Source organism: Brevibacillus sp. GCM10020057 (assembly GCF_042683565.1).
GTDB lineage: Bacteria > Bacillota > Bacilli > Brevibacillales > Brevibacillaceae > Brevibacillus.
In genome coordinates this window covers 1-13004 of sequence record NZ_JBHUJW010000028.1, presented here as the reverse complement: position 1 = coordinate 13004, position 13004 = coordinate 1, and the positions used below count along the sequence as shown (strand labels likewise).

9 protein-coding genes, 1 tRNA gene, 1 rRNA gene and 1 other annotated feature are annotated in these 13004 nt (G+C 52.1%); of the genes, 1 reads left to right on the top strand and 10 read right to left on the bottom strand.

Annotation, left to right across the window (positions count from 1 at the left end; genetic code table 11):
* Positions 1-9: 9 nt before the first annotated feature.
* The 9 genes from ACFSO0_RS09090 to guaB all read right to left on the bottom strand — a co-directional run bounded on the left by ACFSO0_RS09090 (position 10) and on the right by guaB (position 11494).
* Entirely contained in the window at positions 10-1191 is a 1182-nt protein-coding gene (locus ACFSO0_RS09090; protein WP_376879153.1) for a hypothetical protein, read from the bottom strand.
* A gap of 218 nt (positions 1192-1409) precedes the next feature.
* A tRNA-Arg gene (locus tag ACFSO0_RS09085) sits at positions 1410-1486 on the bottom strand.
* A 255-nt stretch (positions 1487-1741) separates the two neighbouring features.
* Entirely contained in the window at positions 1742-3031 is a 1290-nt protein-coding gene (gene aceA / locus ACFSO0_RS09080; protein ID WP_376879151.1) for an isocitrate lyase, read from the bottom strand.
* 90 nt (positions 3032-3121) lie between these two features.
* Entirely contained in the window at positions 3122-4732 is a 1611-nt protein-coding gene (gene aceB, locus ACFSO0_RS09075) for a malate synthase A (protein WP_376879149.1), read from the bottom strand.
* Positions 4733-5150: 418 nt separating this feature from the next.
* Positions 5151-6431, bottom strand: coding sequence for a serine--tRNA ligase (gene serS / locus ACFSO0_RS09070; RefSeq protein ID WP_376879147.1), 1281 nt, complete (start codon positions 6429-6431; stop codon positions 5151-5153).
* Between the two features lie 53 nt (positions 6432-6484).
* Positions 6485-6706 (bottom strand) — a binding site (T-box leader).
* 195 nt (positions 6707-6901) lie between these two features.
* Positions 6902-7477 carry a pyridoxal 5'-phosphate synthase glutaminase subunit PdxT gene (pdxT, locus tag ACFSO0_RS09065; protein WP_376879144.1) on the bottom strand — a complete coding sequence of 192 codons (576 nt, stop codon included), beginning with the start codon at positions 7475-7477 and terminating at the stop codon, positions 6902-6904.
* A 10-nt stretch (positions 7478-7487) separates the two neighbouring features.
* The gene (gene pdxS, locus ACFSO0_RS09060) at positions 7488-8372 is read right to left on the bottom strand and encodes a pyridoxal 5'-phosphate synthase lyase subunit PdxS (RefSeq protein ID WP_376879142.1); all 885 of its coding nucleotides are present in this window, start codon (positions 8370-8372) and stop codon (positions 7488-7490) included.
* 165 nt (positions 8373-8537) lie between these two features.
* Positions 8538-9845 carry a D-alanyl-D-alanine carboxypeptidase family protein gene (locus ACFSO0_RS09055; RefSeq protein ID WP_376879140.1) on the bottom strand — a complete coding sequence of 436 codons (1308 nt, stop codon included), beginning with the start codon at positions 9843-9845 and terminating at the stop codon, positions 8538-8540.
* Positions 9846-10033: 188 nt separating this feature from the next.
* Positions 10034-11494, bottom strand: a complete 1461-nt coding sequence (gene guaB / locus ACFSO0_RS09050; protein WP_376879138.1) for an IMP dehydrogenase — start codon at positions 11492-11494, stop codon at positions 10034-10036.
* A gap of 166 nt (positions 11495-11660) precedes the next feature.
* Here guaB and ACFSO0_RS09045 point away from each other — a divergent pair, with 166 nt between their 5' ends.
* The gene (locus ACFSO0_RS09045) at positions 11661-12689 is read left to right on the top strand and encodes a YaaC family protein (RefSeq protein ID WP_376879136.1); all 1029 of its coding nucleotides are present in this window, start codon (positions 11661-11663) and stop codon (positions 12687-12689) included.
* 206 nt (positions 12690-12895) lie between these two features.
* On the opposite strand, the gene ACFSO0_RS09040 is transcribed toward ACFSO0_RS09045, so the two are convergent.
* Positions 12896-13004 (bottom strand): 23S ribosomal RNA (locus tag ACFSO0_RS09040); the annotation flags it as partial.

Sequence of the window (13004 nt, the reverse complement as noted above, 5' to 3'; positions counted from 1 at the left end):
ATTGCTAATCTACTCATGGAAGAGAATGAGCTCATTTTTGGATGGATCAAAATCCGTTAACCCAGTCCCTATCTTGTTTGAAGAGTTTTCTAACAAATTGTAATAAAAAATTTCACTAGTTCTAAATCTGTTGGTAATAACATACTTCAAGTTGCCCGTAATGATTCTTTCATCCGGTGAAGTAATAAAAATTGTTTTTTCACTCTCCAAGTCGAGTAGAACCTGTTTCCCCTCATGTTCATTCATGAGGAAGTAGCGTCCATCCGACTGTACTACTCTGTTTTCTACCCCTTTTACAGTATGCTTCCTGTGAATTTGTCCAGAAGCAATCTCCATGATTTCCGTGTTGTTATGGGCGAAATTGTATCTGCCATAAAAAATTCGACCATTAGCGTTCATCATAGAGAAGGCACTTTCGCTCTTACATGAATCCAGGATCGAGTCGATTCCGATTGGTATTTCCCTTTTTACCATACTAATGAACTTGTTTATTTCTATACAAATGATGCTCTCATTTCCATCCAGACTCTTATCAAGACTATTTTTATTACGCACCCGATAAGCTCTTCTTTTTTCTGATACAGTGCATCTTCCCGTTTTCAAATAGAGACAGGTTTCTCCGTTATATTTTTGGATATACAATTGATCCAACCTGCAAAACAAATCATTATTGCCCAATATATTCGGTATCTGATAAAGCCTCTTTTCGGCACTATCTAACAGTAATACTTGGGAAAAAATCGAAGCGTTAGAATCATCACTGACATTCGGCAACGCAACAATACAAAAGCGTTCATCAATACCATATAATTCAGTATTCGTTATATCTGAATCTCCAATATGTGACCCACTTTTGTCCTCCATATTTATTGAACAGACAAATGTGTTCTTAAATGTATCACAGTCGAAGTTATAAAATTCTATGTTAACTTCATGATTTTTCCATTCCGTTGAGGCATAGTACATCACATGCTTGCCACTATCGTGATTACTTACAATACCAACAGGTTTTGTAAAAGACCACTCAGCAAACTCATTGGAAAGTACATGGTATTTTACAATCTTATCGAAATGCATTTCTTCATTCTGCATGTTTTTGCGCACCAGAAAAACGATACGATCCTCTAAACTTAGCATCGACGGAACAATGCTATCGTTTTCAAATCCTCGTACATGAACCACTCGAATCATACATTCGCCTCCAAACTATAGGCTCGACACCACTTTACGCCGTCAACCCATCGCGCGCGTTGATAACAATACTATTAATACCATTTATTTGTAAACCACATTTTTTGCCTTGTAACTGGCGAACGAGAAATGTTGTCGACTGGTTGTTTCCGTGATAAACGAAAACACGGCTCTCTGGAAATCAGAGAACCGCGTCGTAGAAAGGTTTTGAAGCTGTATGGCGTCCCCGAGAGGATTCGAACCTCCGACCTACAGTTTAGGAAACCGTTGCTCTATCCTGCTGAGCTACGGGGACATAGGTATTGGGCTGGAAAGCGTTTTTCCGCTGCCTGCCTCCTTCATTATTATATTCAGTTCCCCCGCTTTTGGCAAACAGTCGTGCAACCCAATGCCTGCGCCCCTCACCTCCCCCGCTGTCCCGGCTCCCTTCTTTCCCCCTCCGTGTCCCAAGCCGTGCCCGCTTGCGGTCGCCACTCGCTTCCCTCCCAAAAAGGAACCGGAAGCGATTGCTCCCGGTCCTTGGTGTTGTCTTTATTAGTCTGATAAAGATTTACTGATGAGCGAACTGCTCTTCCTCGGTAGAGCCGGTCAGAGCTGTCGTGGAGGAAGTGCCGCCGGCGATGACCTGAGCGACTTCGTCGAAATAGCCGGTGCCTACCTCGCGCTGATGGCGGGTTGCCGTGTAGCCGTACTGCTCGCTCGCGAACTCTGCCTGCTGCAACTCGGAGTAGGCAGCCATGCCGCGGTCGCGGTAGCCTCTTGCCAGCTCGAACATGCCGTAGTTCAACGCGTGGAAGCCAGCCAGCGTGACGAATTGGAACTTGTAGCCCATCTCGCCCAGCTCTTCCTGGAAGCGCGCGATCGTTTCCTCGTCGAGCTTTTTCTTCCAGTTGAACGACGGGGAGCAGTTGTAGGCGAGCAGCTTGCCCGGAAACTTCGCGTGGATGGCTTCGGCAAAGCGGCGTGCTTCCTCTAGGTTCGGCTCGGACGTCTCGCACCAGATCAGGTCCGCATACGGCGCGTACGCAAGGCCGCGGGCGATGGCAGCATCCAGACCGCCGCGCAGGCGGAAGAATCCTTCTGGCGTGCGCTCGCCGGTGAGGAACGGCTGATCCTGCTCGTCGATGTCGCTGGTAATGAGGAAGGCGCCGTTCGCGTCGGTGCGGGCCACAATGATCGTCGGGACACCCATGACATCTGCCGCGAAACGGGCGGCAATCAGGTTGCGGACGGCTGCCTGCGTCGGGATGAGCACCTTGCCGCCCATATGGCCGCATTTTTTCTCGGAAGCGAGCTGGTCCTCGAAGTGCACCCCTGCCGCCCCCGCTTCAATCATGCTTTTCATCAGCTCAAATACGTTCAGCGGACCGCCAAAGCCGGCTTCTGCGTCAGCTACAATCGGCGCGAACCAATACGTATCGGTGCGGCCCTCCGACTGGTCGATCTGATCGGCGCGCTGCAACGCCTGGTTGATGCGCTTGACGACGTGGGGCACGCTGTTGGCCGGATAAAGACTTTGATCCGGGTACATTTGTCCGGAGAGATTGGCGTCCGCCGCAACCTGCCAGCCGCTCAAATAGATGGCCTTCAGTCCTGCCTTTACTTGCTGGATCGCCTGGTTCCCGGTCAGAGCACCTAATGCCTTGATGTGATGCTCGGTGTGCAGCAGATGCCACAGCCTTTCTGCCCCCAGCTTTGCGAGTGTATGCTCGATATGGACGGTGCCGCGCAGACGGACGACATCCTCTGCGGTATACGGACGGGTAATGCCTTGAAAACGCTCGGTTTCCCAGCTTTTCTCCACCTGTTGGATCGCTTCCTGTTTGTTTGCTTTGCTCATTTTCGTTTCCCCCACTCGTTTTTTTATATTGGAATTGAAATGAAACACGCACTCAGCAGCCCTCGACCGGGTCTCGTCCCTATGCTGTCCCTATGAGAGGTAGTGATAGCCGGGAACCGTCAAAAAGTCTTCAAATTCATCTGCGGTAACCAGCTGCAGGAACAGCTGCCCGGCGAGCGGAAACTTGCTGGTCCCGTATCGCTCTGCTCCCATTGCTGTTTTCAGTGCCTGCAGCTCTTCCGTCAGCCACTGCTTGACCAACGCTTCCGTCACTTTGCGTCCATCCTGCAGGATACCTTGGGGATGGCGAATCCACTGCCACACTTGGGCACGGGAAATTTCCGCAGTCGCCGCGTCCTCCATCAGGTTGTTGATGGGAACAGCACCGTAGCCGCGCAGCCAAGCCTCCATATACTGCAGACCGACGCTGATATTCGTGCGGACGCCTTCCTCTGTGATCTCACCCTCTGGTACAGCCAGCAGGTCTTCGGCCGTCACGTGAACGTCCTCCCGTTTGTACCAGATTTGATTCGGCTCTCTCATCAGGCGGTTAAACACTTCCATCGCCACCGGGACCAACGCAGGGTGCGCGACCCATGTGCCGTCGTGCCCGTCGTACGCTTCCCGCTCCTTGTCCGCGCGCACCTTGGCGATCGCCTCATCGTTTTTGGCCGGGTCGTTCTTGACCGGGATTTGCGCCGCCATGCCGCCGATGCACGGAGCCTGCCGTCTGTGACACGTTTTTACGGCCAGCGACGTGTACGCTCTCATGAAAGGAACCGTCATCGTCACCTGGGCGCGGTCCGGAGTAATGACATGCGGCTGATTGCGCAACTTTTTAATGTAGCTGAAGATGTAATCCCAACGCCCACAGTTCAGTCCGGCGCTGTGTTCGCGCAGTTCGTACAAGATTTCATCCATTTCAAAAGCAGCCAGGATTGTCTCGATCAGCACCGTCGCCCGAATCGTCCCCCGCGGAATGTTCAGCTCATCCTGGGCGAACACGAATACGTCGTTCCACAGACGCGCTTCCAGATGGCTTTCCAGCTTCGGGAGGTAAAAATAAGGGCCGGTTCCATTGGCGATGAGCGCATGGACGTTATGGTAAAAGTACAGCCCGAAGTCGAGCAGGCTGCCGGAGATCGGTCTGCTATCGAGCGTGATGTGCTTTTCGTCCAGATGCCAGCCGCGCGGACGCACAATCAGCACAGCCGTTTTCTCGGCCAGCGCGTACTTTTTGCCTTCCGGACTGGTGTAGGTGATGTTGCGGCGCACTGCGTCCTTCATGTTGATCTGTCCCTGTATCGTGTTTTCCCAAGTGGGGGAGTTCGCGTCCTCAAAGTCTGCCATGAACATTCGCGCCCCGGAGTTCAAAGCGTTGATGACCATTTTCCGATCGCCCGCAGGTCCTGTAATTTCCACCCGACGGTCCAGCAAGTCCGCAGGCAAAGGAGCGACCGTCCAGTCTCCTTCGCGGACCGCAGCTGTCTGGGGCAAAAAATCCGGCAGCTCGCCTGCATCGATTTTCAGCTGCCGCTCCTGACGCAACGCCAGCAATTGCTGCCGTCTGTCGCCAAACTTCTGTTCCAGCTTGAGGATAAACTGGATGGCTTCCGGTGTGAGAATGTCGCTAAAACCTTCCCGCATGTCTCCGGTAATGCTAAGTTCAAGCGGAGAGTGATTCGTAGGAATTGTACTCAAGATAGCTCCTCCTCCATCAGAAAACATTATTATGATACAGATTCAATTAATTGTTTGTATTATAGTACAGATAGAGCAAAAAAAATGGTTCTACTCCTGATACCCGCTCCCACTGCAATGGCTGCAGCTCACATGGCCATCGCCCAAGCAATAGTGGCAAGCCGCCCCATTTTCATCATGACCTACTCCCCCACATCTCGTGCACGTAAGTTCGCCGTTTCCCTCACAACGGTTGCAGTTCATTTCCATTCCCTCCACATCTGTATTAAAACAATTTTCTAAATATTTGCCTTTATTATATAACAGCAACTAATACAGTGCAACATATTTTTTAAATTTTCCCATTCTGTACTACAACACAAAAAAAAAAACAGCCCTTGTCCCGTAGGCACAAAGGCTGTCTGTTGAATCGGTTCTGTTATTTCGGAGCGATTTTGTCTACGCCGCCCATATACGGACGAAGCACTTCCGGAATGACGATCGTTCCGTCTGCTTCCTGATAGTTTTCCAAGATCGCGGCAACGGTACGGCCAATCGCAAGACCGGAGCCGTTTAGAGTATGCACGAATTCCGGCTTCGATTTGCTGTCGCGGCGGAAGCGAATATTCGCGCGGCGCGCCTGGAAGTCTTCAAAGTTCGAGCACGACGAGATTTCCCGGTACGTGTTGTTGCTCGGCATCCATACTTCGAGGTCGAACTTCTTGGCGGCAGTGAAGCCCAAATCGCCGGTGCACATGCTCAAGACGCGGTATGGCAAGCCCAGCAGCTGGAGTACCTTCTCCGCATTTTTCACCAGTTTGTCCAGTTCCTCATACGAATCTTCCGGTTTGGTGAATTTGACCAGCTCGACCTTGTTGAACTGGTGCTGGCGAATCAGCCCGCGCGTATCGCGGCCGGCCGAGCCCGCCTCCGAACGGAAACATGCGCTGTACGCCGCATAGTAGCGCGGCAAGTCTGCCGCATCCAGAATTTCATCACGGTGCATGTTGGTGACAGGAACTTCAGCCGTCGGGATCAGGAAGTAATCCGGACCATCCAGCTTGAATGCGTCCTCTTCAAACTTCGGCAGTTGCCCGGTCCCCGTCATGCTCGTGCGGTTGACGATGTACGGCGGAATCACTTCTTCGTAGCCGTGTTCGTTCGTATGCAGATCGAGCATGAAGTTCATCAGGGCGCGCTCCAGGCGGGCACCCAATCCTTTGTAAAACACAAACCGGCTCCCCGTCACCTTTGCCGCTGTTTCAAAATCGAGAATGCCTGCCTGGCTGGCCAGATCCCAATGCGGTTTCGGCTCAAAACCAAAGTTGCGCGGCTCTCCCCACGTCCATGCGACCACATTGTCGTCCTCGGACGTTCCGATCGGCGTGCTCTCGTGCGGCAGGTTTGGCAGACTCAGCAAAATTTGTTCCAGCTGCTCATCCAGCTGGCGCAGCTCTTCGTCGAGCACTTTGATGCGGTCATTTACTTCTTTCATTTCTGCAATCAGGTGATCCGCGTTTTCCTTGTTGCGCTTCAGCACCGCTACTTGCTCGGATACTGTATTGCGTTTGTTTTTCAACGCATCGGCTTCCTGAATCACCTGGCGTCTTTTTTCATCTACCTCGGCGAATTGGTCCAGCGCCGAAATATCTTCATTGCGATGTGCCAAGCGCCGTCTGACTTCCTCCAGATCCTGGCGCAATACTTTTACGTCCAACATGTCTGAATCCCTCCGAATCGAATGTGAAAAAAATAAAAAACACCCGTCCCCTGGTAAGGGACGAGTGTTGGATACCCGCGTTGCCACCCTCGTTGACACATGCGCCCAAACGGTTCGCATCTGTCCACTCTTCCGTCGTAACGGGACGGTGCCGGACAAAGTTTATCCTTTGCCACTCCGAGATGGATTCCTTCGCACACCGGTTCGGTTTGCACCCACCACCGACTCTCTAGGCCAGGCTCTTGCGAAGTACTTGTTCTCATCATTGCGTTCTGTCATTCACTCTTGCTTCTATTGTTAACTGTACTACAGGTTCTATACCTGTGTAAAGGGCGGCTGTCGCGATTGCAGCTTGTTTTCCTGCCGGGTACGCTTGCGGATGGATGCTTCCAAAGCAAAACGGCATCACAAAGGATGCCGTAGCGAGACTTGTTTTCGTTTGGCGGCAAAGCTTTTTGCCTGTACCGCCCCTAGCTGCGGTACTCTTTCACCATCTCGAGAAAGTATTGATGCAGGCGATGATCGTCCGTCAATTCCGGATGGAACGCTGCCGCTAAATAATGCCCTTCTCTTGCGGCCACGATCTTCTCTTCGTACTTCGCCAGCACTTGCCCATTTTCTCCGACTTCCATGATATAGGGGGCGCGGATGAAAACGGCGGGGTAATCAGCAGCGACACCCGCTACCGGCAAGTTGACCTCGAAGCTATCCTTTTGCCGGCCAAATGCGTTGCGTTCGACCTTGATGTCCATCAGGCCGAGGTGGCAATCGTCCTGTCCGTTGATCTGCTTCGCCAGGAGAATGGCTCCGGCGCATGTGCCGAAGATCGGCTTTTTCGCTTCGCCAAACTGGCGGATGGCTTCCATGAAGCCGTATTTGTGCATGAGCTTGCTGATCGTCGTACTCTCTCCGCCCGGGATGACCAGCCCGTCCAAATCGTCCAGCTCTTCCACTTTTTTGACGGCAACGGCTGTCGCTCCGGCCGCTTCCAGCATGCGTACATGTTCCGCTACCGCGCCTTGCAAGGCCAGTACACCGATTTTCATAGCGCTCACCTTACCAACCGCGCTCTTGCATGCGGTCTGCTTCGCGAATTTTGGAGATTTCGATGCCTGTCATGGCGCTGCCCAGTCCTTTGGAGACGCGGGCAATCAGCTCGTAATCGTCGTAGTGGGCCGTCGCTTCCACGATCGCGCGGGCGAATTTCTCCGGATTTTCCGATTTGAAAATACCGGAACCGACGAACACGCCATCGGAGCCGAGATGCATCATCAGGGCAGCATCCGCAGGAGTCGCTACGCCGCCTGCTGCAAAGTTCACGACTGGCAGCTTCCCGGTTTTGTGTACCTGCTCCAGCAGTTCGTACGGAGCGCCCAGGTTTTTCGCTTCCGCCATCAGCTCGTCGTAGGACATCGCCTGTACTTTGCGAATCTGCGCCATCATCGTGCGCATATGGCGAACGGCTTCCACGATGTTTCCGGTCCCTGGCTCCCCTTTTGTGCGAATCATCGACGCTCCTTCACCGATACGGCGCAGCGCTTCGCCAAGGTCGCGGGCGCCACATACGAACGGAACGGTGAATTCTTTTTTATTGATATGGTACAAGTCATCCGCAGGAGTCAACACTTCGCTCTCGTCGAGGTAATCGACACCCAAAGATTCCAGAACACGCGCTTCCACGAAATGACCGATACGCGCTTTTGCCATCACCGGAATGGACACAGCCTTGAGCACTTCTTCAACGATGCTAAGATCAGCCATCCGCGCTACCCCGCCGGCTGCACGAATGTCAGAAGGAACGCGCTCCAGTGCCATGACAGCAACCGCACCAGCCGCCTCAGCGATCTTCGCTTGCTCGGCATTCACAACGTCCATGATGACGCCGCCCTTTTGCATTTCAGCCATACCTTTTTTTACGCGGGATGTTCCTACCTGTACCATCTTGTTTCCCCCTATATCTAAAAGTATCTCCACAACTGTTCTGTGGTGTTATGGTTCATTGTTAAGGTCATTGTAAACGAAAGATACCGAGAAAAACAACCCCTTTTTCTCAACCCCAGAAAAAAGCAAAATCCCCGCCTCGCTAAGAGATGGGGATCAGCCTGTTTACTTTCCGGTTGCGCTGCTGAACAGGTTGCTGAAAAATTGAATGATGCTGCGGAAGAACAGACGAATCCAGCTGCCTTCTTCGACCTCCTGGCTCGCTACGAGATCGACGCCTGCTTTTTCGGCATCTTCCGGCTGCAGATAATCGCTGTCCTTGGTTCCTTCTTCTTTCAGAACGAGCTTACCAATCACCTGACCTTGCTTGATCGGCGCCGTCAGTTCCTGGAAGGTCACAGTCGGGGTGAACTTCGCTTCGGAACCAATCTTGGTTAGCATGTTTACCTGGTTGCCGGTAACAGCGCCGACTTCCAGTTCTACACCGTTTTTCACAGGTGCGGTCTCAAAACCTTTGACCGTCGCACCCTTGTCCAACTGCTTGGTCAGCTTGAAGTTGCTGAAGCCGTAGTCGAACAGCTTTTTCGTCTCCACAAAACGCTTCGTTTCACTTTCCGTACCCATGACGACGGAGATCAGGCGCATGTTGTCGCGCGTCGCCGTTCCGGTAAAGCAGTAGCCTGCTGCCTGGGTGTAGCCCGTTTTCAAGCCGTCGACGCCAGGGTAATAGTTGTTCAGGTCAGGCAGCATCCAGTTGTAGTTTGCTTTTTTCAATTGGTCCGGTTTTCCTTCGCGGAACGTCAGTCGGGGAATTTTCGATACCTCGAGCGCTTCCGGGAAATCGCGGATCAATGCACGGGCGAGAATGGCCGAGTCGCGGGCGGACATCAGGTTTTCTACCTGGTCTGTCTGCACGGAGTACGGACCGAGCTCATTGGCCGGCAAACCGGTGGAGGTCACAAAGGAGGTGTTGGTCATGCCCAGCTCTTTTGCCTTCTGATTCATCATCTGCACGAAGTTGGCCTCGCTGCCGGCTACTTTTTCTGCGAGCAAAACTGTCGCATCGTTGGCCGAAACGACAGCCATTGCCTTGTACAGCTCTCTGACCGTAAAAGACTCGCCTGCATTCAAATAAACACCGGACGCATCCGAGATTTTCGCCACGTAAAAGGCGTATTCACTGACCGGAACCTGCTCGTCCCAGCTGATTTTCTTTTGCTTGACCGCTTCTTGCACGAGATATTCGGACATCATTTTACTCATGCTGGCAGGAGGCAGTGGTACATCCGGATTGATGCTGTACAAAATTTTACCCGTTGATGCCTCTAAGAGAATGGCAGATTTGGCTGCCAGTTGTAGGTCGGCTGCAGGTGCTGCCTCGGCCTTTGACGCAGTTCCTCCCATTGCTGTAGCGAACACAGCGACAGAAAGGAACAGGCCCGTCAAGCGCTTCGTCCATGTCTTTCGTTTCATTAGATTCTCTCACTCTCCCGTTTCTGTCGATAGCTTTTCTCGTTACATGCACACACCAATTCCAGTTTACCATAGTTAGCGGGTGCGCTTGAAGTTTGTTTCCAGCTGTAATTGATAGCAAAGTGCAGAAAAAACCCCCTCAATCCAGAAGGAAAAAGGGGGTTAGGTCCAGAGAACTAAATGGTTTACTAGGAAATTGAGTAGTTTGGAGCCTCTTTGGTGATTTGGACGTCATGCGGATGGCTCTCACGAAGTCCCGCGCCCGTGATGCGTACAAACTGCGCGTTTTCGATCAGATCGTTAATCGTTTTCGCACCGCAATAGCCCATGCCGGCGCGCAGACCACCGATCATCTGGAACGTGACATCAGCCAATGGCCCTTTGTAAGGAACGCGGCCTTCGATCCCTTCCGGAACCAGCTTCTGTGCGTTTTCCTGGAAGTAGCGGTCTTTGCTTCCCGCTTTCATCGCCCCGATGGAGCCCATGCCGCGGTATACCTTGAAGCGACGGCCTTGGTAGATCTCGAATTCTCCCGGACTTTCTTCCGTTCCGGCAAACAGGCTTCCGATCATGATGGCAGAGGCGCCAGCGCCAATCGCTTTTGGCAAATCGCCGGAGTATTTAATGCCTCCGTCGGCAATAATTGGAATATTGTACTGCCGTGCCACGCGGGCGCAATCGTAAATCGCCGTAATTTGCGGCACCCCGATACCGGCTACGACGCGGGTAGTACAAATGGAACCCGGTCCAATCCCTACTTTTACCACAGATGCCCCTGCTTCAATCAGATCGCGGGTAGCCTCACCGGTAGCTACGTTTCCGGCCACGATCGTCAGGTCAGGATAGGCTTTGCGGATTTCTTTTACGGTCTCGATCACACCGCGGGAATGTCCGTGTGCCGTATCGACGACCAGTACGTCCACACCGGCTTTTACCAGAGCGGCAGCACGGTCAAATGTATCGCTGGAAACCCCCACCGCAGCACCGCACAGCAGGCGTCCTTGTGCGTCTTTGGCAGCATTCGGGTATTGGATGGCTTTTTCGATATCTTTGATCGTGATCAGACCCATCAGGACATTGTTCTCGTCCACCAACGGCAGTTTCTCGATCTTGTGCTTTTGCAGGATCGCTTCTGCCTGTTGCAGCGTCGTTCCCACTGGGGCAGTCACGAGGTTGTCCTTGGTCATGACTTCACGAATCGGTGTGGAGAAATCATGCACAAAGCGCAGGTCGCGGTTGGTCAAAATCCCGATCAAATGCTTGCCTTCATCCACGATCGGCACACCGGAAATCCGGTATTTGCCCATGAGCGCATCCGCATCCGCTACCGTATGATCTTGCGTCAGGGAAAACGGGTTGGTAATGACACCGCTCTCCGAACGTTTTACGCGGTCGACTTCACTTGCTTGCTGCTCGATGGACATATTCTTGTGGATAATCCCGATACCACCCTGACGTGCCATGGCGATGGCCATCGCAGATTCCGTTACCGTATCCATGCCGGCACTGATCAAGGGAATGTTCAAGGTAACCGAATCGCTCAACTTCGTTTTCAGGTCTACATCCCGCGGCAAAACTTCAGACTTCGCCGGTATGAGCAATACGTCGTCAAACGTTAATCCTTCTTTTACAAATTTATCTTCCCGCACTGCAGTAAGCTCCTCTCGGTGATAGTTTTAGACAGTTTAGCAAATGCCTTAATTTACTGTCAAGAATCGCATTCAACGTTCGTGTATAGAATGAATTATACAGATAAATCAAAAAATACCCTGTTCTAATTAACCGTTTTACGAAAATTACTGAAGGTGGATACTTATGCATAGCGCCTGGAAAACCCTTCGATTTTTGGAAACAGAACCTACTTCCCGAAAGTTTTTGGCTGCCTGCTACGAGAAAATGGGGCTGGAGCATTCTGACCGTCTGGCCTTTCAGCAAAGCACTCGCTTTCTTTATTTATGGAAGCAGGCCAGACATTTTTATGCGACGGCTGAAGCTGCCGAGCTATCCGTTCAACCGTTGCTGCTGTTTTATGGCTGTACACACCTGCTGAAAGGAATGCTGTTGACGCGTGACGCCGCCTATCCGCAAAACAGCCGTATGCTGCAGCATGGAGTCACTACGCGTAAGCTGAAGCGGAGCACGTATTCGCTGCTGGAGGATGAGATTCGGCCGCAAAAGGAGGGTTTTTTCGCCCACCTCGCCCATCTCTTCGATCTTTCCCCCCTGCAGGACCGGTACATTGTCCAAGACTTGTTTCTCTCCATACCAGCTATGAGCCACTCCACTGCCATGCTCACTGACACTTTGCCGCTTTGGATTTGCCTGCAGGGGAGAAACTTCGATCCGTCACGCTCTGATTCTGGCAAACTGACTGCGCACTGCGATCCGTGGCTTTCCGTCTCCTTTCCCGACAAGCCTGACGGTCCGTTGGCTTATTCGGCGGAGACCTTCGCACATTACGTTGACAGGAACGCTCCTCCCTCCTGGACAATGGCGCAGATTCGATGGAGAACCGCAACTGGAAAGGAACTGCTCCTCCCCCAGCCTGCCCTATCCTGCCTGGATCAGCATCCGCTGTTCCGGTTTTATGGCGATGAACTATTTTTCTGGAATGGCCCTTCCGAGTCGCTGCCTTTGCCAGAATGGGCCAGTCACTACCTCTTGCTGTATTTGCTCAGCATGCTCTGCCGATACGAAACAGAGTGGTGGGGTGAATTGACGCTGTCTCATGGCTTTGCCGAACGCTTTCTCGTCGAACGTTACCTGGAACAACATATTGAGAGCTTTCCCACTGTTATTATGAAGCAAATGGCACAAATTAACCCGGATGGCTGGCCTTCGTGAGTTTCCTTTCGATAATGGCTGGCGGGTCTTTTCCGATTGTAACAGCTCGCCGCCTTTTATCCACGGACTCTCTTTCACACACTCTCCTTCATGTCTTTCCATGCAAAAAAAAAAGCTGTATTCGCCATTACTTTCGCAAGTAATCAGGAATACAGCTTTATTCGTTCGTTCGCTGAAAACTAGATCTGCATGCTTGCCAAGCGTGTGTGGATAAGTCCTCGACCGATTAGTATTCGTCAGCTCCACGCGTTGCCGCGCTTCCACACCGAACCTATCAACCTCATCGTCTATGAGGGGTCTTACCAGCTTGACGCT